We start from the raw sequence: 25,993 nt of genomic DNA on the forward strand, positions 1-25,993 counted from the left end.
CCCATGAACATCGGAGGCAATGATGAGCGATAAAAAAGCGCAAACCCGCGAACGCATTCTGCAGGCCGCCAGCGCCGCGTTGATCCAGCGCGGCCCGGCCGAACCGAGTGTGGGTGAAGTCATGGGCGCGGCGGGGCTGACCGTCGGTGGTTTCTACGCGCACTTCGAAAGCAAGGACGCACTGATGCTGGAGGCCTTCACTCAGCTGCTGGCCAAGCGTCGTGCGTCGATTGATGACATGGACGCCCAGTTGACCGGTGAGGAGCGCAGAAGCCTGGTGGCGGCGTTCTATCTGTCGCGCAAGCACCGTGACTCTACCGCCCAGGCCTGCCCGATCCCGGCGACCGTCGGTGAGATGAGCCGCCTGCCGGATGAGTTCCGCCAGGCGCTGAACGAGCACTGCGAGCTGATGGCCGCGCAACTCGCCGCCAGCCCTGAAGACACCGACAAAGCCCTGGCGGACATGGCGCTGATGATCGGTGGCCTGGCCTTGGCTCGCGCCTTGGGGCCGGGTGAGTTGTCTGACCGTGTGCTGCGCGCTGCCAAGTCGGCCGTGCGCTAGAAGAGGGCTGTCATGATGGGCACGTTAACCTGGATTCGTCGCTTCAACGGCACCCTGGGGCACCTGGCACCGCAAACGGTGGCCAACAAGATGCGCCGCGCCTTCATGACCCCCCGCGACCTGCCGCCGCGCGCTTGGGAGCTGCCGCTGCTGGCGCAATCGGAGCGCATCACCTTACGCTTCGGTCTGTCCGCCTTGCGCTGGGGCCAGGGGCCGGCGGTGTTGTTGATGCACGGTTGGGAAGGGCGGCCCACTCAATTCGCCAGCCTGATCACGGCATTGGTCGACAACGGTTACTCGGTGATTGCCCTCGACGGTCCCGCCCATGGCCGTTCGCCAGGGCGTGAAGCCCATGTGCTGCTGTTCGCCCGTGCCATGCTCGAAGCCGCTGCCGAGTTGCCGGCGCTGCATGCGGTGATCGGTCATTCCATGGGGGGTGCCAGTGCGATGCTGGCGGTGCAGTTGGGCTTGCGCACCGAGGCGTTGGTGAGCATTGCCGCACCGTCACGCTTTCTGGATGTGTTGCGGGGCTTCACCAAAATGGTCGGTTTGCCGGCGCGGGCACGCTCGGCGTTCATCCAGGAAGTCGAGCAGACCTTTGGCATGCCGCTCAAGCATCTGGATGTGGCCCATTACCAGATGAATATCCCTGGCCTGATCGTGCACGCCGAAGACGATACGTTCGTCCCGGTCAAAGCCTCTCAAGCTATTCACGAAGCCTGGTTTGACAGCCGTCTGCTGCGCCTGGAGCAGGGCGGTCACCAGAAAGTGCTGGCCGATCCGCGCGTGATCGAGGCTGTGTTGGTGCTGCTGGCCGGCCGTCGTCTACAGGCGCGGCAAACGGCCTGATACACTGCCCCGGATACGTTAATCGACCGGGAGCAAGGCATGGGCTGGGATTTGGCAACGCCGTTTATCATCGATCTGCAGGTGGCCCCTGAAGATATCGACGGCCTGGGGCACGCCAACAACGCGGTGTATGTGTCCTGGCTGGAGCGCTGTGCCTGGCGTCATTCCCAGCGTTTGGGCCTGGACCTGACCGAGTATCGCCGCCTGGACCGCGCCATGGCAGTGGTGCGCCATGAGATCGACTACCTGGCCGCCGGCTACGAAGGCGACGAGCTGCAATTGGCCACCTGGATCGTCGACTGGGACCAGCGCCTGAAGATGACCCGGCGCTTCCAGCTGTTTCGCCCGCGTGATGGCGCGACCCTGCTGCGTGCGCAAACCACCTTTGTCTGCATTGAACTCTCCACCGGCAAGCCCAAGCGCATGCCCGCAGAATTTCTCGACGGTTATGGCCCCGCCCTGACAGGGGGTTAACGGTTGCTGTAGGAAACCCAGTAAACTGCGCCACGATTTTTGTTGAGTGTTTTCCATGCAAATTGCTTTGGCGCCCATGGAGGGGTTGGTCGACAACATCCTGCGGGACGTTCTCACCCGTGTCGGCGGTATTGACTGGTGCGTGACCGAGTTCATCCGCGTCAACGACCGCCTGCTTACCCCCGCGTATTTCCATAAGCTCGCCCCGGAACTGCTGCACGGCGCCCATACCGCTGCCGGCGTGCCGCTGCGTGTGCAATTGCTCGGCTCCGACCCGGTCTGCCTGGCGGAAAACGCCGCCTTGGCGTGTGAGCTGGGCTCGCAGGTCATCGACCTGAATTTCGGCTGCCCGGCCAAGACCGTCAACAAGTCCCGTGGCGGGGCAGTGCTGCTCAAGGAGCCGGAGCTGCTCAACCAGATCGTCGAACACGTGCGCCGCGCCGTACCGGCGCACATTCCGGTCACCGCCAAGATGCGCCTGGGTTTCGACAGCCCGGACGGCGCCCTGGTCTGTGCCACGGCCCTGGCCGAGGGTGGCGCGGCACACATCGTGGTGCATGCGCGGACCAAGACTGACGGCTACAAACCGCCTGCTCACTGGGAGTGGATCCCGCGCGTACAAGACGTGGTCAAGGTACCGGTGTTCGCCAATGGTGATATCTGGAGCGTTGAAGACTGGAAGCGCTGCCGCGAAGTCAGTGGTGCCGAAGACATCATGCTGGGCCGGGGCCTGGTCGCACGTCCGGACCTGGCGCGGCAGATTGCTGCGGCGCGGGCAGGCGAGGAAGTGATCGAGATGACCTGGGCCGAGATGCAACCCATGCTTCAGGATTTCTGGACCCAGTCGGTGGCGCAACTGACTGAGCGTCAGGCGCCGGGGCGTTTGAAGCAATGGCTGGCGATGCTCACCCGCAATTACCCTGAGGCGGTGGAGTTGTTTACGCTGATGCGTAGGGAAACCGACCTTGAGCAGGTCGGGCGATTGCTGGGGATGCCCAGTCAGCGTGAACAATCGGTTACGCTGCAAGATTAGGTTTACATATATAAGTGTTTCAATCATTGCGATAGAGGGCACCGAAAGGTGCCTTTTTTTTGTCTGAAAAATACGTTTGGCGTCATTGTCTGCCGTTTGGAGTAGGTTTCAGTCGTTGTGTTGCTAATGCGGGTGAAGTGTTATTTCGAGATATATGCAAGTGTCTATGAGTGTTTGAGCTTGACTGCAACTAAGTTTTGAATTTGTGTGTTTTTTAGTGTGCGGTAAAGTACTTGTGTGCGCGTCAATTAACATAGGTTTCGCTTGTAAGGTGAGCGTGTTGTTTTCTTTAAGTTACTTTGTTCAGAGGGTGTTGCATTAAGTTTCCAGTCCAAAAAGCGCTTTAGGCGTACACGGCCTGGCTTTTTCTCGGTTTGTCCATAGGCAAACACCCCTGGCGCTCAATTGGTTTCCTTATATAAGCCGCGTTTTTTCGGAACTCATTGTCGTTACGCCCCACGAACCTTACGAGTTTTTCGAACTCGCCGTTTTTTAACGCACCAAGTCAATAACTGTCTCTCTCCTGCCACTGCAGGAGTTGGGCAAAGTCATAGGAATAAGAAAATGTCTAATGTCTCGACCCAACAGTTCGTGCCGATGAATACAGGTTACGCTCAACTTAATCAGTCTCCTTTGCAAACGGATAAAACACCTGGGTTATCTCCTTCGATGGACAGTGTAAATAAGTTTCTGAAGGACACTAATCCCGCCTCTAAAGATACTCATGTGCCGATGAATAAGGAGTCGCTGGAAAAGTTGTTTGCCATGTTTGAGTTCGCGGTCAAGGCGATGCGTAGCATGCTCGCCGGTATGGGGGTGCTGCCCAAGTTGCCCGGTGAGGCGGATGCTCAGCCCCAGGTGAAGCCCGGCCCGGACGCCAAGATCGTTGCGGATACGGCGGCCCAGAGCAAGGTAGCACCTGCAGCGGATACCAAGCCAAAAGTGATGCCAGCTGCTGATAATAAGGTTGCCACGGATCCCGGCGTCCAACCCAAGGTCACTGCAGAAGCGGATACCAAGCCAAAAGTGATGCCCGGTGCCGATACCAAGGTTGCCATGGATACGGGACTGCAACCCAAGGTCATGCCGCAAGCAGACGCCAAGGCAAAGGTGGAGCCCAAGCTAGATACACGCGTCACGCCAGATAGGCCTGCGCAAGTGACTGTCACGCCGGACGGTAAGCCCAATGCCAAGCAGGTAACGACTGCCCTCACCGACGTTGCACAGCAGAATAAGCTGTCGTCTGATATCAACGTGACTGTGCAGGTGCAGAACTGCCATTGCCCGCATACGGACGAAAAAAACCCGCCACAACCCCGGGTTACCTCGAAAGTCGACGCACAACCCACGCCGCCGTCAGTGGTGGCACCAAAGGTCGATGCACAACCCACGCCGCCGTCGGTGGTAACGCCGAAGGTCGACGCACAACCCACGCCGCCGCTGGTGGTGATGCCAAAGGTTGAAACACAACCTGCGCCGCCGCTGGTGGTAACGCCGAAGGTCGACGCACAACCCACGCCGCCGCCGGTGGTAACGCCCAACATCGACACAAAACCCACGCCGGAGCTTACATCCCCCGCACCCGATAACTTGGCGGACGATTTCGCCAGGCACTCCCATAGCCGGTTCTCCAGGTCCAGCCTCCGCTCACGCTTCTGAGCCTGCTGCCTTGAAGCGTTAAACACCACTGTAATGATCGTTCCCTGGCCGATGTGGTCAGGGAGCCTCCTCAATGAGGTATGAAGTCATGTTGTCGATTAACCATCTTCCTATTACACGACCCACTATTGATCCTTATGGCGCGTCAGGTTTTTCAGGTAGCGCTTCACTCGATTCTGCCAGCCGAAACAGTGTGCGCACTGCGACACAGGCCTCACCCGCAGCGTCGCAGCCTAGGAATATCGGGAACACCGCAGACCCCGAGGCCGTGTTGGGTATGCTTAAGGACTTGTTCATGCAGTTCTTCAACCAGTTGCAGGCCATCTTGGATAAAGGCGTACGCCCGCCGGTGCCGAAAAACAACGACGTACCCATTCCGCAGCCCCACGTGAAACCCGCTGACGACGCGACACTGACAGACAAGCGAAACGAATACATTCCCGGGCTCTCCAACAAACGCAAAGGTGAAAAGCCCAACAACATCTGGACTGGTTTTCGCCAGGGAAGTAATGGTAATTGCGTAACGATTTCCGCCATCAAGGCGGCGATGGCGAAGTTTGGTCAAAGCCCAAAGGATATTTATAAGTCTGTGGAGGCCAATGAGCAGGGTTATAAAGTTGTTATGCGTGACGGGTTTGAATTGACGCTGAGCAAGTCCGAGTTGCAGGCGGCTATACGCGGTTCCAACTTTGTCGGCATGAGTGATCCAGAAATGCTCAAGGATGCCCACTTCCTGTTTGCCTGTTCCGCCAAGCGTGCGCAGATGGAGAACAATGACGGATGGGCGAGCAGAAGTTTCAATGCGGCGATCACGACGCTCAATAATGGTGAAGACGAAGACAGGAACAAACCTGGCGAAGGCTTCCTGCGGCTGGGGTTGAAGGACCACATGAAGAGGGTCAAGGTGAGTGAATTAGCTGACCCGTCTCTGATCGGTATGGTCAATAGGCGCGGACATTCGGTTGCCGTCGTGGAGGGTTGCGAGGAGATATACGGGCGCAAAGGCAATCGACCTAGGGATGGACAGGCCGTTGCGTTGATCTGATCACCTCGCCTGATCCGGGTTTCCGGTCTCGAACTCTCCCACTGTTTCAGCAAAGAGTGAACGATATGAGTACGTTTGCGATTGGATCTTTTGCGCGCTTAAATCCCCTTGTGCCGCCATTATCAAAGCACCCTGAAGCGTCTCGCATCCCAGCTTTTGATGTGCCGGAGAGGGGCTTTGGCGAGCATTTCAACGCGAGTTCACACAGCGCAGTCATCAAGTTGATGATGCTCAAGTTCGGCCCAAGCCCTGGCGATATGTTCACCGATGTAAGGAACAACGGTGAGGCTTACGACGTGACCATGAAAGATGGTTATCGGCTGCATCTGTCCAAACAGGAGTTGCAACAGGCAGCGTCTGCATCGCGTTTTACCGGCAGTGATAGCGATGTGTTGGACAGTGCCCATTTTGCGCTGGCAGTGTTCATCAAGCGTAAACAACTCGAGCGCGGCAGTACGCCGGATTTACCCGATTTTCAGTCGGTGCTGACGGAGTCTCTGCAGGGTGAAACGACCTTTAACATGCTCAAAGGTATGGGTTTATCCCGTCATCTTCAGCATGTAGCCACCGCAACGCTTGTGGCTGAGGGCGGGGAAGGCGTAGCAGACAGCTATGACGCAGGTTCATCCCTGATTTACGCCGGCAAGGCGCATCAGTTTGGCAGGGAGCGCTCACCGGATCGAGCCTACCTGTATACGTTGATGAGCGATAACGTACCGAAGCCTCCCGTGGTCCCGGCCCCCGTTGCGCCTACCGTCGTACCCAAGGTTGACCCGGCCACCTCGGAGGTCCGACCCGAGGCCGCTGGGGTTATGCAGGGCTTCATTGAGGGCACGCGAAAATTCGGCGAAGTCTTTGACCTGAGCAGCCATGCCGCGGTCATCAAGCTGATGATGCTCAGGTTTGGTCCGTCGCCCTCCGATATGTTTGAGCGTGTGGAGGCGACCGCTACGGGGTACAGCATCACTATGAAAGACGGGTTTGAAGTGACGCTGTCAAAGCAGGAGTTGCAGCGCACTGGCGCAGCGTCAAGGTTTGCCGGTCCAGATGTGCAAAAGGTCGCCGATGCCAATTTCATGCTGGCGGCCTTTGCCAAGCGCAAACAGGTTGAAGGCAATGCTGAGTTTGATGCCGTGCTCTCGAGCACGTTGTGCGGAGAGCACATTTACAACGTCTTGAAGGGCATGGGGCTGACCGGCTTTTTGCGGGTTGTGTCGCCCGAAAAACTACGAGAACCCCACAGCGTCGGCGTCACCCCTACCTTCAACTATTCAGGCGCGCTCGTCGTGGATGGCATCAAGCATAGCAACGGTGAACAAGCGGCGGTCAGCAAGGATTACGGCTACCAGCTTGCCGCAGACGTCCCCGTCGACCCCAACGGTAAGCCTGCGCAGTTCTCGGCGGTGTCCGTGGGGGTCAAGCCTGCCGATATCTGGAGCGGTTTCTATCAAGGTGTTGAGGGTAACTGTGTCACGGTGTCGGCCATCAAGGCAGCGATGATGAAGTATGGACAAAACCCTCTGGGGATCTTCAAGCGTGTCACTGAAACGCCAGAAGGTTTCAGCATCGCCATGCGGGATGGTTGCACGGTGCGCCTCACCCATGCCGAGCTGAGCCAGGCACGAGAGGCTGCCAACTTCCATGGAACGGATAAAGGCCTGATTGAGGATGCGGTGTTCCTGTATGCCGCAAGTGCCAAGCGTGCCCAACTGGAGAACCATGAGTTTCGCGCCGGTGCGGGCTTCAATGCCGCCCTCAAAACGTTGAATGATGGGGAAGTCCCGGGCGATGCGTTACGACGCCTTGGCTTGTATGCATTCACTCGCCCAAGCAGCGTGGAGGAACTGGCGTCAGGCGTGCCAGGCACCCTGGCGAACTTCGGGCATTCCGTTGTCGTGGTAAACGGTGCCCTTGATGCTTATGGGGACAAGCGTGACTTGAACAGTTCGCACTGGATGCAGCAGGGCGGTCACGCCTTGAAGCTGGTTTAACCCCGCCCATCTCCCGCGAGCAAGCGTTCCCTGAATCCGATCATGGGCAGCGGTCGGCTGTGCAAATACCCTTGGTACAAATGGCAACCCAGGCCCTGCAGGAAGGCGAGTTGGTCCTGGGTTTCCACGCCTTCGGCAATCACCTCCAGGTTCAGGCTGCGGGCCATGGCGACAATGGCGCGGATGATCTCGGCGTCGTTGGGGTCATGGGTGGCGTCACGCACGAAGGATTGGTCAATCTTCAGCGCGTCCACCGGCAGGCGCTTGAGGTAGGTCAGCGATGAATAGCCGGTGCCGAAGTCATCCATCGCAAAGCTCACGCCGAGTTTTTTCAGGCGGCGCATTTTACTGATGGTGTCGTCCAGGTTCTGGATCACGATGCCTTCGGTGATTTCCAGTTTCAACAGGCTGAATGGCAGTTCGTGCTGCTTGAGGCTGCGCTCCACCCGCTCCACGAAGTCGTTCTGGCGAAACTGCCTCGGGCTGATGTTCACGCACAGGCTGAAATTCAGTGGGTCGACCAGGCCTTCCGCGATCAACTGTTGGAAGGCGGCGCAGGCTTCATCGAGGATCCAGGTGCCGACTTCAAGGATCAGGCCGCTGTCCTCCAGCACCTTGATGAATTCGGAGGGCGATTGCGCACCCAGTTGTGGGTGCTGCCAGCGCACCAAGGCCTCGGCGCCGACGATCCGGTTGCCCCGCGCGTCCACCTGCGGTTGGTAATGCACGCTGAACTCGCCGCGCGACAGGGCCAGGCGCAGATCGGTCTCCATGCGCAGGCGTTCGCTGGCGGTTTTTTGCATGCTGTTGTGGAACATCTGCGTGGTGTTACGCCCGGAGTCCTTGGCGCGGTACAGGGCGATATCGGCGCGCTTGAGCAAGTCCGCCGGCGTGGAGCCGTGATCGGGAATCAACGCCACGCCAATGCTCGGCGTGACTTGCAAGCGATGGCCATCCAGGAACATCGGCTCCGAGAGCAGTTCACGCAAGGTGTCGGCCAGTTCCTGGACCTGGCGGCTGACTTCCGTGCGCGTGCCGTCCAGGCCGCTGAGCAGCACGACGAACTCATCGCCACCCAGGCGCGCCACGGTGTCTTCCATGCGCACGCTGGCTTCCAGGCGGGCGGTGACGATCTTCAGCACCGTGTCGCCCACCGGATGGCCGAGGGAATCGTTGATGTGCTTGAAGTGGTCAAGGTCGAGGAACAACAATGCGCCGCGCAGGTTATGCCGCTTGAGCAGAGCGATCTGCTGGCTCAGGCGGTCCATCAACAGGGCACGGTTGGGCAGGTTGGTCAGCGGGTCGTGGTAGGCCAGGTGACGGATCTGTGCCTGGGCGTTTTTCAGCAGGCTCACGTCCCGTGCGGTCAGCAGCAGGCACGGGGTTTCGTTGAGGGTGATGGGTTCAACCGAGACTTCTACCGCCAGTAACTCGCCGCGTTTGTTGTGCCAGAGCATTTCCAGGTGATGGATACGACCCTTGATGTGCAATTCGGCCAGCAGCGCGGCACGCTGGTTCTCGTCGGCCCAGATGCCGATCTGGTAGAGGGTCAGGCCAATGGCTTCCTCGGCGCGATAACCGGTCAACCGGCAGAAACCGTCGTTGACCTCCACATAACGGCCGGTATCGCGCTCGGTGATGGAAATCGCATCAGGGCTGGAATGGAAGGCCTTGGCGAATTTCTCTTCGCTGGCCTTGAGCGCGGCTTCCGAGCGTTGTTGCTGGGTGATGTCGCGCAAGGTGGTGACGATACACGGTTGGTCCCCCACTTTGATCAGCCGGCTGGAAATCACACAGGTCAGCGCCTGGCCATTTTTGTGATGCACCACAATTGCCACATTGCTCAGTGCCTGCTCGCGGATCACCCGTTCGATCCGTTGCAGGCGCTTGCTGGATTCGTCCCACAGGCCGATCTGCTCGGCACTCTTGTCGATCACTTCGGCGGCCGTCCAGCCAAAGGTCTGGGTAAACGCGGGGTTGATCTCGATAAACGCGCCGCTGTCCAGGCAGGTGACGCAGATCGGGTCGGGGCTGGCCTGGAACAGGCTGGCGAATTTTTCTTCGGAGGCGGTCAGGCGTTGTTCACGTTCGACCTGGTCGGTGATGTCGAGCAAGGTGCCGGCCATGCGCAGCGGTGCGCCGTGCTCGTCGCGGTACAGGCGCGCACGACTTTCGAGGTAGCGCGAGCTGCCGTCCTCCATGGGCACGCGATAGGTCAGTTGATAGTTGCCCGCCGGGCCTTCGCGCAGGGTGCGGTAGGCGTTGCGCATGCTCTCGCGCTCGTCATCGGGCATGCCCTCGAAGAAAGCGTCGAAGGATTCATGGAAGGGTTCCGGCGGCAGGCCGTGCAATTGGGCAGCGCGGGCCGAGCCATAAAGCATGCCGGTGGGGATGTGCCAGTCCCAGGTGCCCAGTTGCGCCGAGTCCAGGGCCAGGTCGAGGCGTTCCTGGCTGTCCTTGAGGGCTTGTTCGGCGTTTTTGCGCTCGGTGGTGTCGAGAAAGGTACTGATCAGGTAGGCCTCGCCTTCCAGTTCGACCTTCTGCGCACTGAGGGTGCCATCGTGGATTTGGCCATTGCTGGCGCAAAACTGCACTTCCATGGTGATCGGCTCGCCCTTGCGCTGGGTGGCTTTCACCAGCTGCGCGCGTTGCTCCGGGTGACGCCACAGGCCGAGGTCCAGGGTGGTGCGGCCGATGGCGTCGGCGAGCGGCCAGCCGAACAGCATTTCGAAATACTGGTTGGCTTCGCTGATCAGGCCGTCGGCCTGGCGGGTCAGCAGGACCATGTTCGGACACAGGTGGAACAGCGTGGCGAAGCGTTTTTCGGAGTGGCTGAGGGCGGCTTCGCGGTCGCGTTGGTGGGTGATCTCGCGGATCACTCCGATCATACGGCGCCGTCCCGCCTTGTCCGGCGCCAGGCTGCCGTTGATTTCCAGCCAATGCAGGCTCCCATCCGGCCATTGGATACGGTGATGCATGGCCTGTTCGAACGGCTCGCCCGCCAACACTGCATGGAACGCCCGCACCACGCGGGCGCTGTCTTCGGGAGCCAGCAGGTCGAGGTAATCCAGATCCTTGGGCAGCGGCTGGCGTGGGTCAAAGCCAAACAACGCCTGGGTGCCCCGTGACCAACTGATGCGGCCGGTGTCGATTTCCCAGCACCATGCCCCCAGCCGGGCAGCATTAAGCGCTGCCAGCAATTGCGGGGCGCTGTCCCAGCTTTGTTCCGCCGCTTGAGGGTCAAGGGCGTAGATGCGGGGCAGGGGTGGCACGGAATCGACGGGGTTGCGCATTATCAAAGGGCCTTGGCTCAATGGGCGTTCGGCGCGGTTTTATTCAGGCCTTGAGGCCGCACAGCTTCATGCCGGTATCCCTGGCAGATCGACCTGTGCATCCAATAGGCTCATGAAAGCCCGCGCAGCGTTCGACAGCGTCCTTTCGGTGTGCACGATATAGCCTAGCTGGCGACTGAGCTGTATGCCCGGCAAAGCGATACTTGCCACCTGATCATCGAGCATGGTGCGTGGCAACACGCTCCAGGCCAGGCCGATCGACACCATCATCTTGATGGTTTCCAGGTAGTTAGTGCTCATCGCAATGTTCGGCGTGAGGCCCTGGGCCTCGAACAATCGGCTGACAATATGGTGGGTGAAGGTGTTGCCGCCGGGGAAAACGGCGGGGTGGCCGGCAATATCGGCCAGGCTGATGCCGCCGTTGCTGATCAAGCTGTGTTCCGGCGCGACCACAAAATCCAGCGGGTCATCCCAGACCGGGGTGGCACGTACCAGGTTGTGAGGATCGGGCGCCAGGGTGATCACTGCCACTTCGGCACGGCCATGGAGGATTTCTTCGTAGGCCACTTCCGAATCGAGGAACTGAATATCCAGCGCCACATTCGGGTATTCCCGGGTAAACGTGCGCAGTACCGGCGGCAAGCGATGCAGGCCGATGTGGTGACTGGTGGCCAGGGTCAGGCGGCCGCTGACTTCGCCAGTCAGGTTGGTCAGGGCGCGGCGGGTGTCGTCCAGCACGTTGAGAATCTGATAAGCGCGCGGCAGCAAGGCCCGTCCAGCCTCGGTCAAGCCGACTTCGCGACCCAGGCGATCGAACAGGCGCACCTTCAATTGTTGTTCCAGGCCGGCAATGCGCTTGCTGATGGCCGGTTGGGTCAGGTGCAGGCGTTCACCGGCGCCGGAGAAGCTGCCGGTCTCGGCGATGGCAATAAAGGCGTTGAGGTTGGCCAGGTCCATTGTGGTATTCCAGTTGGTAATCCAAAGCATAAAAAATATGAATTTGAGTTATTTAATGTAGCGCCATACCATCAGCCTCACAAGCCAAAGGGTTATTGAAAAGCCCGGCATAGAGAAACACCGCTGATGAGGACCGACTGATGGCCGGCAAAACGCTTTACGACAAGCTTTGGGATTCCCATGAAGTGAAACGGCGCGACGATGGCTCGTCGTTGATCTATATCGACCGTCACATCATCCATGAAGTGACCTCGCCCCAAGCGTTCGAAGGCCTGCGTCTGGCGGGGCGCAAGCCTTGGCGCGTCGACTCCATCATCGCCACACCTGACCACAACGTGCCGACCACCCCTGAGCGCAAGGGCGGCATCGAAGCCATTGCCGACCAGGTGTCGCGTTTGCAGGTACAGACCCTCGACGACTACTGCGACGAATATGGCATTACCGAATTCAAGATGAATGACGTACGTCAAGGCATCGTGCACGTGATCGGCCCGGAGCAGGGCGCGACCTTGCCGGGCATGACCGTGGTCTGCGGTGACTCCCACACGTCGACCCACGGTGCTTTTGGCGCCCTGGCCCATGGCATCGGCACTTCCGAGGTGGAACATGTGTTCGCCACCCAGTGCCTGGTCGCCAAGAAGATGAAGAACATGCTGGTTCGCGTTGAGGGCAAATTGCCGTTCGGCGTAACCGCTAAAGACATCGTCCTCGCCGTGATCGGCAAGATCGGCACCGCCGGCGGTAACGGCCATGCCATCGAGTTCGCCGGCAGCGCCATTCGCGACCTGTCCATCGAAGGCCGCATGACCATCTGCAACATGTCCATCGAAGCCGGTGCCCGTGTGGGCATGGTGGCGGCGGACGAAAAGACTGTTGAATACGTCAAGGGTCGCCCCTTCGCTCCGGCAGGCGCGGATTGGGACGCTGCGGTAGAAGCCTGGAAAGACCTGGTTTCCGATGCCGATGCGGTGTTTGACACCGTGGTTGAACTCGACGCTGCCCAGATCAAGCCGCAAGTCAGCTGGGGCACTTCGCCGGAAATGGTCTTGGCCGTTGACCAGAATGTGCCGGACCCGGCCAAAGAGGCCGATCTGGTCAAGCGCGGTTCCATCGAGCGCGCCTTGAAGTACATGGGTTTGCAGGCCAACCAGGCGATCACCGACATTCAGTTGGACCGCGTGTTCATCGGTTCCTGCACCAACTCGCGGATCGAAGACCTGCGCGCCGCGGCGGTGATCGCCAAGGGCCGCAAAGTGGCGTCGACCATCAAGCAAGCCATCGTGGTGCCAGGCTCCGGTCTGGTTAAAGCCCAGGCTGAAGCCGAAGGCCTCGACAAGATCTTCCTCGAAGCCGGTTTTGAATGGCGTGAGCCAGGCTGCTCGATGTGCCTGGCGATGAACCCGGACCGTTTGGAATCGGGCGAGCATTGCGCGTCTACGTCCAACCGTAACTTCGAAGGGCGTCAGGGCGCCGGTGGGCGTACCCACCTGGTCAGCCCGGCCATGGCCGCTGCGGCGGCCGTCAACGGTCGTTTCATCGACGTTCGCGAATTGATCTGAGGAATACCCGATGCGTGCTTTTACCCAACACACCGGCCTTGTCGCCCCTTTGGATCGCGCCAACGTCGACACCGACCAGATCATCCCCAAGCAGTTCTTGAAGTCGATCAAGCGCACCGGTTTCGGCCCGAACCTGTTCGACGAGTGGCGCTACCTGGACGTGGGCTACGCCTACCAGGACAACTCCAAGCGCCCGCTGAACAAGGACTTCGTGCTCAATGCCGAACGTTACCAAGGCGCCAGCGTATTGCTGGCCCGTGAGAACTTCGGTTGCGGCTCCAGCCGCGAGCACGCGCCGTGGGCCCTGGAAGAATACGGCTTTCGCAGCATCATCGCGCCGAGCTATGCCGACATCTTCTTCAACAACAGCTTCAAGAACGGCCTGTTGCCGATCATCTTGACCGATGCCGAAGTGGATGAGTTGTTCAAGCAGGTCGAGGCCGACGAGGGTTACCAGTTGACCGTCGATCTGGCGGCGCAAACCGTGACCCGTCCGGATGGCAAGGTGTATCACTTTGAAGTGGATGCGTTCCGTAAGCACTGCCTGATCAACGGCCTGGACGATATCGGCCTGACCTTGCAGGACGGCGATGCGATTGCCGCGTTTGAAGCCAAGCACCGGGCGAGCCAGCCTTGGTTGTTTCGCGATGCCTGATTGGCGGTAACCGTGCAGGCCCCATCGCGGGCAAGCCCGCTCCCACATTTTGATCTGTGAATACAGTTGAATGTGGGAGCTGGCTTGCCTGCGATAGCGCCAGTACCAACACCCCAAAACCCAAGGAAAGCCACCATGACCACCACCGCCCACACCCAAGTCGTGCAAAAACAATTCGGCGAGCAAGCCTCCGCCTACCTGAGCAGTGCCGTGCACGCCCAAGGCACCGAATTCGCGCTGCTACAGGCCGAACTGGCCGGGCAGGGCAATCCGCGACTGTTGGATTTGGGCTGCGGTGCCGGTCATGTCAGCTTTCATGTAGCGCCGCTGGTTAAAGAAGTGGTCGCCTACGACCTGTCCCAGCAGATGCTCGACGTGGTTGCCGCTGCGGCGACAGATCGCGGTTTGGACAACATCCGCACCGTCCACGGCGCCGCCGAACGCCTGCCATTCGCCGATGGCGAGTTCGACTTCGTGTTCAGCCGTTATTCGGCCCACCACTGGAGCGACCTCGGCCTGGCCCTGCGCGAAGTGCGCCGCGTACTCAAACCGGGCGGTGTGGCGGCGTTCGTCGACGTCTTGTCACCGGGCAGCCCGCTGTTGGACACTTACCTGCAAACCGTCGAAGTGCTGCGTGACACCAGCCACGTGCGTGATTATTCCGCCGCCGAATGGATGCAGCAGCTCAGCGAGTCCGGCTTGCATGTGCGCACCAGCAGTCGCCAGCGTCTGCGCCTGGAATACACCTCATGGGTCGAGCGCATGCGCACGCCAGCAGTACTGCGCGCTGCCATCCTTGAGTTGCAGAAGGCGATGGGCCAGGAAGTGCGCGATTACTACGAAATTCAGGCCGACGGCACCTTCAGCACCGACGTGCTGGTGGTCTTTGCCGAACGCTGATTGATTTTTCCCGACCTGCCCACGGGCGGGTCGCTTGATGAAATGAGGAACGCATGAGCAAGCAGATTCTGATTCTCCCTGGCGACGGTATTGGTCCGGAAATCATGGCCGAAGCGGTCAAGGTCCTGGAACTCGCCAACAGCAAGTACAGCCTGGGCTTCGAGCTGAGCCACGACGTGATCGGCGGCGCGGCCATCGACAAGCACGGCGTGCCGCTGGCCGATGAAACCCTGGACCGCGCCCGTGCGGCCGACGCCGTATTGCTCGGCGCTGTGGGCGGCCCGAAATGGGACAAGATCGAACGTGACATCCGCCCTGAGCGCGGCCTGCTGAAGATCCGTGCGCAACTGGGCCTGTTCGGCAACCTGCGCCCGGCGATCCTCTACCCGCAACTGGCTGACGCGTCGAGCCTCAAGCCGGAAGTGGTCGCGGGCCTGGATATCCTCATCGTGCGCGAGTTGACCGGCGGTATCTACTTCGGCTCGCCACGTGGCGTGCGTGAGCTGGAAAATGGCGAGCGCCAGGCCTACGACACCCTGCCGTACAGCGAGAGCGAAATCCGCCGTATCGCCCGTGTCGGTTTCGACATGGCCCGCGTGCGTGGCAAGAAGGTCTGCTCGGTGGACAAGGCCAACGTCCTGGCCTCCAGCCAGTTGTGGCGCGAAATTGTCGAAGAAGTGGCCAAGGACTACCCGGATGTCGAACTGAGCCACATGTACGTCGACAACGCCGCCATGCAACTGGTGCGTGCACCTAAGCAGTTTGACGTGATCGTCACCGACAACCTGTTCGGCGACATCCTGTCCGACCAGGCGTCGATGCTCACCGGTTCCATCGGCATGCTGCCGTCGGCCTCCCTGGATACCAACAACAAGGGCATGTACGAGCCGTGCCACGGTTCGGCGCCGGACATCGCGGGCCAGGGCATTGCCAACCCGTTGGCGACGATTTTGTCGGTCTCGATGATGCTGCGTTACAGCTTCAACCTGGCGGACGCGGCGGACGCGATCGAGAAGGCCGTGAGCCTGGTGCTGGACCAGGGCTTGCGCACTGGCGACATCTGGTCGCAGGGTTGCACCAAGGTCGGTACGCAAGAAATGGGCGACGCAGTAGTCGCCGCGCTGCGGAATCTGTAATCTCTCGGGCCCCCTTGCAGAAGTTTGCTGCAGGCGGCCCACTTTTTAACAAGGTGTAGTTGCGATGAAACGTGTAGGTCTGATCGGTTGGCGCGGTATGGTCGGTTCCGTGCTCATGCAGCGGATGCTGGAAGAGCAGGATTTCGATCTTATTGAGCCGGTGTTTTTCACCACTTCGAATGTCGGTGGCCAGGGGCCGTCCGTGGGCAAGGATATTGCTCCGCTCAAGGACGCCTACAACATTGAAGAGCTGAAAACCCTCGACGTGATTCTGACCTGTCAGGGTGGCGACTACACCAGCGAAGTCTTCCCCAAGCTGCGTGAAGCCGGCTGGCAGGGCTACTGGATCGACGCCGCGTCGAGCCTGCGCATGCAGGACGATGCCGTGATCATCCTCGACCCGGTGAACCGCAAGGTCATCGACCAGCAGCTGGACGCGGGCACCAAGAACTACGTCGGTGGCAACTGCACCGTCAGCCTGATGCTGATGGGGCTGGGTGGCCTGTTCGAAGCTGGCCTGGTCGAGTGGATGAGTGCGATGACCTATCAGGCGGCTTCCGGTGCCGGCGCGCAGAACATGCGTGAACTGATCAAGCAGATGGGCGCGACCCACGCCGCCGTTGCCGATCAACTGGCCGACCCGGCCAGCGCGATCCTCGACATCGATCGCCGTGTGGCCGAAGCCATGCGCAGCGAGGCCTACCCGACCGAGAACTTTGGTGTGCCATTGGCCGGCAGCCTGATCCCGTGGATCGACAAGGAACTGCCGAACGGCCAGAGCCGTGAAGAGTGGAAGGCCCAGGCCGAGACCAACAAGATCCTCGGCCGCTTCAAGAGCCCGATCCCGGTGGACGGCATTTGCGTGCGTATTGGCGCGATGCGCTGCCACAGCCAGGCGCTGACCATCAAGCTGAACAAAGACGTACCGATCAGCGATATCGAAGCCTTGATCAGCCAGCACAACCCGTGGGTCAAGCTGGTGCCGAACAACCGCGACATCAGCATGCAGGAGCTGAGCCCGACCAAGGTCACCGGCACTCTGAATGTGCCGGTGGGCCGTCTGCGCAAGCTGAACATGGGCACCCAGTACCTGGGCGCGTTCACCGTGGGCGACCAACTGCTGTGGGGCGCGGCCGAACCGCTGCGCCGCATGCTGCGGATCTTGCTGGAGCGTTGATCGCTTGAAGCAATATGAAAAACCCGCGACTGGTCACAGGCGCGGGTTTTTTATTGGCCTCACCCCCAGCCACCCGGTAAAGTGCCGCTCCCCCCGCAATGCCCGAGGCAGCCCCCATGACCCAGACCTTTGAAATCGCCGTGATCGGCGCTACCGGCACCGTTGGCGAAACCCTGGTGCAGATCCTCGAAGAGTTGAGCTTCCCGGTGGGCACCCTGTATTTGCTGGCGGGCAGCAATTCCGCCGGCGCATCGGTGCCGTTTCGTGGCAAGAACGTGCGGGTCAAGGAGGTCGATGAATTCGACTTCAATAAGGCGCAACTCGCGTTCTTCGCGGCGGGGCCGGCGGTGACCTTGAGTTTCGCCCCGCGTGCTACGGCGGCGGGTTGTTCGGTGATTGACTTGTCTGGCGCCTTGCCGGCCGAGCAGGCTCCGCAGGTGGTGCCGGAAGCCAATGCCCATGTGCTTGATGGCTTGAAAAAACCGTTCCAGCTCGGCAGTCCAAGCCCCTCTGCGACCAACCTGGCGGTCGTCCTCGCGCCTTTGCGCAGCCTGTTGGATATCCAGCGTGTGAGCGTTACCGCCAACCTGGCGATGTCGTCCCAGGGGCGTGAAGCCGTCAGTGAATTGGCCCGACAAACCGCTGAGTTGCTGAACATGCGCCCGCTGGAGCCGAAACTGTTTGATCGGCAGGTTGCCTTCAACTTGCTGGCACAAGTCGGTACGCCAGACGCCCAAGGTCATACAGCCCTGGAGAAGCGCCTCGTACACGAACTGCGAGCAGTGCTGGAATTACCTTTGCTAAAGATTTCCGCAACCTGCGTTCAAGCCCCGGTGTTTTTTGGCGATAGCCTGACAGTGTCGCTGCAACTGGGTGCACCGGTTGATCTCGCCGCTGTGAACCGTTTGCTCGACACAGCGCCAGGAATAGAGCGGGTTGAGGAGGGTGACTACCCTACAGCGGTGGGCGACGCGGTCGGTCAGGATGTGGTCTATGTAGGACGGGTTCGCGCAGGTGTGGATGACCCGGCGGAACTAAATCTGTGGCTGACGTCAGATAACGTACGCAAAGGCGCCGCACTGAACGCCGTGCAGCTGGCGCAGTTGTTGATAAAAGGCCTTGCGTAAAAGATACTTGGCGGCAATTTGTAGATTGATTCTAGCCAGGCGCTATGCTTGGCCCCAGGCAGGAAAAGTTGCGCGTCGGTGACCTATCGGCTCGCCATGCCTTATGGCAGCGGTTACCAACCTTCTCGCAGGCCGGGGAGTGTTCAAACAAAGGATGAGGCTATGGTTCAAGTTCGCAAACTGGTGTTAGCAATAGCGGCCGCCTCGGCGCTGTCCTCCGGTATGGCGCAGGCGCTGCAGCTGGGGGAGATGACCCTCAAGTCGAAGTTGAACCAGCCATTGGCGGTGGAAATCGAATTGCTCGATGTCGGTGGCCTCACCGCTTCCGAGATCACGCCAAGCCTGGCGTCGTCCCAAGCCTTTGTGGATGCGGGCGTGGATCGCCAGGCGTTCCTTGATGACCTGACGTTTACCCCGGTTATCAACCCCAACGGCCGCAGCGTGGTGCGTGTCACCTCCAACAAGCCGTTGCCCGATTCCTACGTACGCTTCCTGTTGCAGGTGCAATGGCCCAATGGCCGGTTGATGCGCGACTACAGCGTGTTGCTCGACCCGGCCAAGTTCGACCAGCCGGCACCGACGACCGCCGCGCCTGCGCCGCGTCTGGCGGCACCGGCCAGCAGCGCGCCAGCTGCAAGCAAACCGGCACAGCACACCACCACCTCCCGCGACACCTTGTGGGAAATTGCCGCGAAGAACCGCAATGGCGGCTCGGTACAGCAGACCATGCTGGCGATCCAGGCGCTGAATCCCGACGCGTTTATCGACGGCAACATCAACCGTTTGAAGACCGGCCAGGTCCTGCGTCTGCCCGATCCCGTACAAAGCACTGCGCTGCCGCAACCCCAGGCGATCGCCGAAGTCAGCGCGCAGAATGCCGCCTGGCGCCAAGGCCGACGTGCTGCCACCAACCCGGCAGCGGGCAAGCAGCAACTGGATGCCACCAAACGCACCCAGGCCGGCAATGCCCCGGCGAGCACTAACGCCAAGGACAACCTGAGCCTGGTTTCCGCCGAAGCGGCCAAGAAGGGCGCCAAGGGCAAGGCCGGCGATAGTGTGGGGTTGAGCGACAAACTGGCGATGACCCAGGAGCAACTGGACACCACCCGTCGCGACAACGAAGAGCTGAAAAGCCGCGCGGCCGACCTGCAAAGCCAGTTGGACAAGCTGCAAAAGCTGATTCAGCTGAAAAACGATCAGCTCGCGCGTCTGCAGGCTGAGAAAGGCGCCCCAGCAACGCCGGCCACAGCGGCAATGCCTGCGCAGTTGGCGGTTGATCCGGCGGCTGCTCCGGCCGCTCCCGATGCCGCCGTTGCAACACCTGCGCCCGCCACGCCTGAGCCGGCCAAGGCCGATTCCGCGCCTGCCAGCGTCGAAGGTAAATTCAACGACCTGCTGACCAATCCGATCGTGCTTGGCGTGATCGGTGGTGCCGCCGGCCTGCTGGTGCTGCTGCTCCTGCTGTTGTGGGCGCGCCATCGCAATGCCCGTCGCGAAGAAGAAAAACACCTGCGCATGGCGCGTGCCCTGGCTGAAGAGCCGGTGTTCACCTCGAACATCGATCAGGACCTGCCGCCAGACAGCTTCGAAGGCCTGGAAGTGCCGCCGCCAACCGTCAAGCTGGCCGCTGCGCCAGCCCCAGCGGCTGAGCCGGCAGTCGTCGTGCCGACCGTCGCCTCGGTACTGGCGCCGCTGGCGGTTGCCGTTGCGCCGGTGAACTCCAGCGATGCACTGGCCCAAGCCCAGTCGCTTGTCGACCGTGGCCACCTGAACCAGGCCGCCGACGTGCTGGAACAGGCCATCAAGCAGGAACCCAAGCGTAGCGACCTGCGTTTGAAGCTGATGGAAGTCTACGGCCTGCAAAACGACAAGGACGGTTTCGTGACCCAGGAGCGCCAACTGGTGGCCAATGGTGAAAACCATGCCCAGGTCGAGCAGCTCAAGAGTCGCTTCCCGGCCATGGCCGTGCTGGCGGCGGGCGTCAGTGCTGCGGTGGCCGCGGCTGCCTTGGACGCTCAGTACGTCAAGGATCTGCTGGAAGACAAGCCGGCCCCGGCCCAGGCTCCTGCGGAACCCGAAGCCTTCGACACCGATTTTGACCTGAGCCTGGATGAACTGGAAGAAGCCTCCCCAGCCGTGGTGAAGGACGATCAGCAGACCTTCGAATCGCTGCTGCAACAGCAGACCGAAGCCCAAGCTACGCCGGATGACCTGTCGGACTTCGACTTGGACCTGCAGCTGGATGCTCCGGCGTCGGCGCAATCGGATGACGACTTCCTCTCCGGCTTGGAAGAGCAGATGAAGGATGTGCCGGCCGTCGAGCCGCCCACCCTGACCCCGGCGGCCCTGGATGACTTCGACCTGCCGGAAGACTTCGACCTGTCCCTGGCCGATGAGCCGGAAGCTGCCGCCAAGCCTGACGCCTTTGCCTCCGAGTTGGACGATGTCAACGCCGAGCTGGATCGTTTGTCCCAGAGCCTGGAACATCCGTCCATCGAGCCTTCCTTCACCGCAGAAGATGCGGCGAAGGGCGACGATGAGCCGGAGTTCGACTTCCTCTCTGGCACAGACGAGGTGGCCACCAAGCTCGACCTGGCCCAGGCCTACATCGACATGGGTGATGCGGACGGTGCACGGGACATCCTCAGCGAAGTGCTGACCGAAGGCGACGAAACTCAGCGCGGCGAGGCCAAGGAAATGCTCGGCCGGTTGGCCTGACCGCCAAGCGTCAATGCAGCGGCGACCTTCGGGTCGCCGTTTTGCTTTTGTGGGCACCCGCACAAATCGGCATAATGGCCGCCTTTGCGCAACTCATCAGGCTCTCAGTTCTTGGCAAATATAGATAACGCGGCCGCCGAAATGGCGGCCGCAGGCTTTTACCGCATCGCCCTGGGCGTGGAATACAAAGGCTCGCGCTATCGCGGCTGGCAGCGTCAGGCGTCCGGCGTACTGACGGTGCAGGAAACCTTGGAGAAAGCACTGTCGAAAGTCGCTGATTCGCCGGTGTCGCTGATGTGCGCCGGGCGTACCGATGCGGGCGTGCATGCCTGTGGTCAGGTGGTGCACTTCGACACCCAGGCTGAACGGTCCATGAAGGCCTGGGTGATGGGCGCTAATATCAATCTGCCCCATGACGTCAGCGTCAGCTGGGCCAAGGTCATGCCGGCGCATTTTCATGCGCGCTTCAAGGCCATCGCCCGGCGTTATCGCTATGTGATCTACAACGACCAGATCCGCCCGGCGCACCTCAACGAAGAAATCACCTGGAACCATCGCCCGCTCGACGCCGAGCGCATGGCCGAGGCCGCGCAGCATCTGGTGGGGGTGCATGATTTCAGCGCCTTCCGTGCCGGCCAGTGCCAGGCGAAGTCGCCGATCAAGGAAGTCCATCATCTGCGGGTGACTCGTCACGGCAAGATGATCGTGCTGGATATTCGCGCTGGTGCGTTCCTGCACCATATGGTTCGAAACATTGCCGGGGTGCTGATGACCATCGGCACCGGCGAGCGTCCGGTGGAATGGGCCAGGGAAGTGCTGGAAAGCCGCGTCCGCCGTACGGGCGGGGTCACGGCGCATCCGTTCGGCCTGTACCTGGTGGATGTGGAGTACCGCGACGAGTTCCAATTGCCGGAACGTTTCATCGGGCCACACTTCCTCACAGGTTTCAGCGAACTTGGCGGCTGACGCCCGGAAAAGCTTTTGTTACCATCCGGGACTTTCTCGGTCCAATCCCTGGGGTTTCCACGACATGTCAGCCGTTCGCAGCAAGATTTGCGGGATTACCCGCATAGAAGACGCGCTGGCGGCAGTCGAGGCGGGGGCGGACGCCATCGGTTTCGTGTTCTATGCCAAGAGCCCGCGAGCGGTGAACGTGTTGCAGGCGCGGGCGATCATCGCCGCCTTGCCGCCGTTTGTGACCACCGTGGGGTTGTTCGTCAACGCCAGTCGCTGCGAACTCAACGAGACCCTGGATGCCGTACAGCTGGATATGCTGCAGTTCCACGGCGACGAAACGCCGGACGAATGTGAAAGCTACCAGCGTCCGTATATCAAGGCGTTACGCGTGAAGGCCGGGGATGACATCGCGGCAGCGTGTGCGGCCTATGGTGGCGCTCGCGGGATCCTGCTCGACACCTATGTCGAAGGCGTGCCCGGCGGTACCGGTGAGGCGTTTGATTGGTCGTTGATTCCTGCTGGCTTGAGCCAGCCGATTATCCTGGCTGGCGGGCTCAACCCCGGCAATGTCGGGGCGGCGATAGAACAGGTGCGGCCTTATGCCGTGGATGTCAGCGGCGGCGTGGAGCAGGGCAAGGGCATCAAGGATCACGACAAGATTCGCGCATTTATGCAAGCTGTGCGCGGGATGTGACGGCTGGCAGTCTGCCGCCGTCCATAACTACCACTGTGTAAAACAGCCCGCGCCGCCTGAGGGTGGCCTGGAAACGAAGTGGCAACCCTGCACTGGCAGGTTGTCTGGAAGGCTGAGGATACATGCGGGAAAAGGCCGGTCGAACGTCTGACCCCGTCCAGCATGTGTCATCGCCACATATGAATTTAGCTCAAGGGCATACGCGGGGCTGTGTTCAAGCCACCGGTACTGGAGAAAGAAAGCATGAGCAACTGGTTAGTAGACAAACTGATCCCTTCGATCATGCGTTCCGAGGTGAAAAAAAGCTCGGTTCCTGAAGGTCTGTGGCACAAGTGCCCATCCTGCGACGCGGTGTTGTACCGTCCGGAGCTGGAAAAGACCTTGGACGTTTGCCCCAAGTGCAACCACCACATGCGTATCGGCGCCCGCGCCCGCATCGACATTTTCCTGGACGCCGAAGGCCGCAACGAGCTGGGTGCCGACCTGGAGCCAGTTGACCGCCTCAAGTTCCGCGACAGCAAGAAGTACAAGGACCGTCTGGTCGGCGCGCAGAAGCAGACCGGCGAGAAGGACGCGCTGATTTCCGTCAGCGGCAAACTGCTGGGCATGCCTGTCGTGGTGTCGGCGTTCGAGTTCTCCTTCATGGGCGGCTCCATGGGTGCCATCGTCGGTGAGCGCTTCGTTCGCGCCGCCAACTACGCCTTGGAAAACCGTTGCCCGATGATCTGCTTCGCCGCCTCCGGTGGTGCGCGCATGCAGGAAGCCCTGATCTCCCTGATGCAAATGGCCAAGACCTCTGCGGTGCTGGCGCGTCTGCGTGAAGAAGGCATCCCGTTCATCTCCGTGCTGACCGACCCGGTCTACGGCGGCGTTTCCGCCAGCCTGGCGATGCTGGGTGACGTGATCGTCGGCGAGCCAAAGGCGCTGATCGGCTTTGCCGGCCCGCGTGTGATCGAGCAGACCGTACGTGAAAAACTGCCTGAGGGCTTCCAGCGCAGCGAATTCCTGCTGGAGCACGGTGCGATTGACCTGATCATCCCGCGCGGTGAGCTGCGTCCACGCCTGGGTAACCTGCTGGCACAAATGATGGGCCTGCCGACCCCTGTGTACGTCGCGCCTAAAGTTGAACCAATCGTCGTGCCGCCGGTGCCTGCAAACCTATGACCCAACGTACCCTGGGCGAATGGCTCGCCTACCTTGAGCAGTTGCATCCGTCCGCCATCGACATGGGCCTGGAGCGCTCGCAACAGGTAGCGGCCCGCCTCGGGTTGGGCCGGCCGGCACCGCGTGTGATCACGGTGACCGGCACCAACGGCAAAGGCTCTACCTGTGCCTTTGTCGCGGCGCTGCTACAGGCTCAAGGGCTGAAAGTCGGCGTCTACAATTCCCCGCACCTGCTGCGTTACAACGAGCGGGTGCAGCTCAATGGTGTCGAAGCCACCGACGAGCAACTCTGCGAAGCCTTCGCCGCGCTCGATGCCGGTCGGGGCGAGATTTCCCTGACCTACTTCGAAATGGGCACCCTGGCGGCGTTCTGGCTGTTCGAGCGTGCGCAACTGGATGTGGTGGTGCTGGAAGTCGGCCTGGGCGGGCGTCTGGACACGGTCAACGTGGTGGATGCCGACCTGGCGTTGGTCACCAGTATTGGTGTGGACCACGCCGACTACCTGGGCAATACCCGCGAATCCGTGGCCTACGAAAAAGCCGGGATCTTCCGCCAGGGCAAGCCTGCGCTGTGCGGTGATCTGGATCCGCCGCATACCTTGCTCGACAAGGTGCGCGAGCTGGATTGCCCGTTTTTCCTGCGCGGTCGCGACTTCAATCTGGAAATCGGTGCGCAGTACTGGCAATGGCGTGGGCACGATGCTCGCGGCCAGGCCGTAGAGCTGTGCGACCTGCCGCTGCTGAACCTGCCAATGGAAAACGCCGCGCTCGCACTGCAGGCCTATCTACTGCTGGATCTGCCGTGGAATGCTGAGCAGATTGCCGCCACCTTGCTGGCGACACGTGTAGTCGGGCGATTGGATCGTCGTGAGTTCCAATGGCAAGGCAAGCGCCTGAACCTGTTGCTGGACGTGGGGCATAACCCCCATGCGGCCGAGTACCTGGCGCAGCGCCTGTCGCGCACGCCGCCGGTCGGTCGTCGCCTTGCAGTCTTTGGCTTGCTGGCCGATAAGGACCTGGACGGTGTGGTTGCGCCCTTGCTGGGCAATGTCCAGGCGTGGGCCGTAGCGCCCCTGGATACCTCGCGCAGCCGTCCGGCCGCCGAGCTGCAAGTGGCCTTGCAGAACCTTGGTGCGCCGGTGGCGTCGTATGCAAGCGTGACCGCTGCCCTTGAAGCGCAGTGCGCCGTTGCCACCCCCGATGATGAGATTCTGTTGTTCGGGTCATTTTATTGTGTTGCCGAGGCGCTCGAGTGGTTGGCCCGGCGCTCCACGGAGGAAGCTGCACATGGCATTACTGGATAGCGCATACAAGCAGCGAATGGTCGGAGCCCTGGTGCTGGTGGCGTTGGCGGTGATTTTCCTGCCGATGCTGTTCTCGCGTCAGGACGAAGAGCGCCAAGTGGTCGTCGAAGCGCCGGCTGCGCCCCAGGCGCCGGCGGTGCCGCAAGTACAGGTTGAGCCGGTGGTGGTGCCTGAGCCCCAGGCCTTGCCGGAAGAAGAGCCGGTGCCGAGCGATGCGGAGGTTGCCGCCCAGCAAGCCCCGTCGATGCCGGTTCAGCCGAGCGTGCCGGTGGTCAAGCCAGCACCTGCGCCGACCGTAGCGGCCAAGCCTGCCGCGCCTGCGCCCGCACCTAAGCCGGTAGTGCCGCAACCGGCGGCACCGGGCAAGCCGGATGTGGGGCAGAGCCGTATTGATCCGAATGGCCTGCCGATCAGTTGGTCGATTCAAGTGGCCAGCCTGGGCAATCGCGAAGGCGCTGATGCTTTGCAGAAGAAGCTGCGCAGTCAGGGCTATAACGCCTATATCCGCAGCGCCGATGGCAAGAACCGTGTGTTTATCGGTCCGCTGATCGAGCGTGCCGAGGCGGACCGCCTGCGGGACCTGCTGGATCGCCAGCAGAACCTCAAGGGGTTTGTGACCCGTTTTCAGCCTGAGCGCGGTTAATACCGCTAGTCTCTGGTTGGAATGCAAGTCAGATGTGGGAGCTGGCTTGCCTGCGATAGCGGTGGGTCAGTCAACAGTGATGTTGAATGTGCCTGC

The 25,993-nt window shown here is 60.9% G+C and carries 21 protein-coding genes; 19 read left to right on the top strand and 2 right to left on the bottom strand.

The genetic code is table 11. The annotated features are described in order from the left end of the window. Positions 1–22 precede the first annotated feature (22 nt). The 7 genes from ACP7BX_RS12700 (at position 23) to ACP7BX_RS12730 (ending at position 7,613) form a co-directional block, all read left to right on the top strand. Positions 23–562, top strand: coding sequence for a TetR/AcrR family transcriptional regulator (locus ACP7BX_RS12700; protein ID WP_010209050.1), 540 nt, complete (start codon positions 23–25; stop codon positions 560–562). 15 nt (positions 563–577) lie between these two features. Next, on the top strand, positions 578–1,411 hold the full coding sequence (locus ACP7BX_RS12705) for an alpha/beta hydrolase (protein WP_426126840.1): 834 nt from the start codon (positions 578–580) through the stop codon (positions 1,409–1,411). Positions 1,412–1,450: 39 nt separating this feature from the next. Beyond that, positions 1,451–1,885: a thioesterase family protein gene (locus ACP7BX_RS12710; RefSeq protein WP_314535046.1), complete on the top strand. Its 435-nt coding sequence runs from the start codon at positions 1,451–1,453 to the stop codon at positions 1,883–1,885. 55 nt (positions 1,886–1,940) lie between these two features. Next, positions 1,941–2,918 carry a tRNA dihydrouridine synthase gene (locus ACP7BX_RS12715; protein ID WP_038845577.1) on the top strand — a complete coding sequence of 326 codons (978 nt, stop codon included), beginning with the start codon at positions 1,941–1,943 and terminating at the stop codon, positions 2,916–2,918. Between the two features lie 564 nt (positions 2,919–3,482). Then, complete coding sequence (locus ACP7BX_RS12720) at positions 3,483–4,577, top strand: hypothetical protein (protein WP_426126808.1); 1,095 nt, start codon at positions 3,483–3,485, stop codon at positions 4,575–4,577. Positions 4,578–4,872: 295 nt separating this feature from the next. After that, positions 4,873–5,622, top strand: a complete 750-nt coding sequence (locus ACP7BX_RS12725; RefSeq protein WP_426126810.1) for a hypothetical protein — start codon at positions 4,873–4,875, stop codon at positions 5,620–5,622. Between the two features lie 65 nt (positions 5,623–5,687). After that, positions 5,688–7,613 (top strand): hypothetical protein, encoded by a 1,926-nt coding sequence (locus ACP7BX_RS12730; protein WP_426126812.1) that lies wholly within the window; start codon positions 5,688–5,690, stop codon positions 7,611–7,613. Here the strand turns inward: ACP7BX_RS12730 and ACP7BX_RS12735 are convergent. Both ACP7BX_RS12735 and ACP7BX_RS12740 read right to left on the bottom strand, forming a co-directional pair. Next, entirely contained in the window at positions 7,610–10,906 is a 3,297-nt protein-coding gene (locus ACP7BX_RS12735; RefSeq protein ID WP_426126814.1) for an EAL domain-containing protein, read from the bottom strand. The genes ACP7BX_RS12730 and ACP7BX_RS12735 overlap by 4 nt on opposite strands. 66 nt (positions 10,907–10,972) lie before the next feature. Then, a complete protein-coding gene (locus ACP7BX_RS12740) occupies positions 10,973–11,863 on the bottom strand; it encodes a LysR family transcriptional regulator (protein ID WP_033901806.1) in 891 nt (296 codons plus the stop codon). A 140-nt stretch (positions 11,864–12,003) separates the two neighbouring features. Here ACP7BX_RS12740 and leuC point away from each other — a divergent pair, with 140 nt between their 5' ends. The 12 genes from leuC to ACP7BX_RS12800 all read left to right on the top strand — a co-directional run bounded on the left by leuC (position 12,004) and on the right by ACP7BX_RS12800 (position 25,897). After that, the gene (gene leuC, locus ACP7BX_RS12745) at positions 12,004–13,422 is read left to right on the top strand and encodes a 3-isopropylmalate dehydratase large subunit (protein WP_028617121.1); all 1,419 of its coding nucleotides are present in this window, start codon (positions 12,004–12,006) and stop codon (positions 13,420–13,422) included. A gap of 10 nt (positions 13,423–13,432) precedes the next feature. Continuing rightward, a complete protein-coding gene (gene leuD, locus ACP7BX_RS12750; RefSeq protein WP_426126816.1) occupies positions 13,433–14,077 on the top strand; it encodes a 3-isopropylmalate dehydratase small subunit in 645 nt (214 codons plus the stop codon). Positions 14,078–14,212: 135 nt separating this feature from the next. Further along, complete coding sequence (locus tag ACP7BX_RS12755; protein WP_426126818.1) at positions 14,213–14,977, top strand: class I SAM-dependent methyltransferase; 765 nt, start codon at positions 14,213–14,215, stop codon at positions 14,975–14,977. A gap of 53 nt (positions 14,978–15,030) precedes the next feature. Next, positions 15,031–16,113: a 3-isopropylmalate dehydrogenase gene (leuB, locus tag ACP7BX_RS12760; RefSeq protein WP_033901802.1), complete on the top strand. Its 1,083-nt coding sequence runs from the start codon at positions 15,031–15,033 to the stop codon at positions 16,111–16,113. 64 nt (positions 16,114–16,177) lie between these two features. Then, a complete protein-coding gene (asd, locus tag ACP7BX_RS12765; protein WP_033901801.1) occupies positions 16,178–17,290 on the top strand; it encodes an aspartate-semialdehyde dehydrogenase in 1,113 nt (370 codons plus the stop codon). A 116-nt stretch (positions 17,291–17,406) separates the two neighbouring features. After that, positions 17,407–18,417 (top strand): aspartate-semialdehyde dehydrogenase, encoded by a 1,011-nt coding sequence (locus ACP7BX_RS12770; protein ID WP_426126821.1) that lies wholly within the window; start codon positions 17,407–17,409, stop codon positions 18,415–18,417. A 162-nt stretch (positions 18,418–18,579) separates the two neighbouring features. Then, positions 18,580–21,135, top strand: coding sequence for a FimV/HubP family polar landmark protein (locus ACP7BX_RS12775; RefSeq protein ID WP_426126823.1), 2,556 nt, complete (start codon positions 18,580–18,582; stop codon positions 21,133–21,135). A gap of 141 nt (positions 21,136–21,276) precedes the next feature. Next, entirely contained in the window at positions 21,277–22,101 is an 825-nt protein-coding gene (truA, locus tag ACP7BX_RS12780; protein ID WP_033901798.1) for a tRNA pseudouridine(38-40) synthase TruA, read from the top strand. Between the two features lie 64 nt (positions 22,102–22,165). Then, positions 22,166–22,786, top strand: a complete 621-nt coding sequence (locus tag ACP7BX_RS12785) for a phosphoribosylanthranilate isomerase (protein WP_033901797.1) — start codon at positions 22,166–22,168, stop codon at positions 22,784–22,786. Positions 22,787–23,029: 243 nt separating this feature from the next. Beyond that, positions 23,030–23,950 carry an acetyl-CoA carboxylase, carboxyltransferase subunit beta gene (accD, locus tag ACP7BX_RS12790; RefSeq protein ID WP_016976632.1) on the top strand — a complete coding sequence of 307 codons (921 nt, stop codon included), beginning with the start codon at positions 23,030–23,032 and terminating at the stop codon, positions 23,948–23,950. Beyond that, positions 23,947–25,254 carry a bifunctional tetrahydrofolate synthase/dihydrofolate synthase gene (folC, locus tag ACP7BX_RS12795; RefSeq protein WP_177052943.1) on the top strand — a complete coding sequence of 436 codons (1,308 nt, stop codon included), beginning with the start codon at positions 23,947–23,949 and terminating at the stop codon, positions 25,252–25,254. Before accD ends, folC begins: the two co-directional genes overlap by 4 nt. Beyond that, positions 25,238–25,897, top strand: coding sequence for an SPOR domain-containing protein (locus ACP7BX_RS12800; protein ID WP_426126826.1), 660 nt, complete (start codon positions 25,238–25,240; stop codon positions 25,895–25,897). Before folC ends, ACP7BX_RS12800 begins: the two co-directional genes overlap by 17 nt. Positions 25,898–25,993: the final 96 nt, after the last annotated feature.

The organism is Pseudomonas sp. DWP3-1-3b3, from assembly GCF_049896305.1.
Taxonomy (GTDB): domain Bacteria; phylum Pseudomonadota; class Gammaproteobacteria; order Pseudomonadales; family Pseudomonadaceae; genus Aquipseudomonas; species Aquipseudomonas azotoformans_A.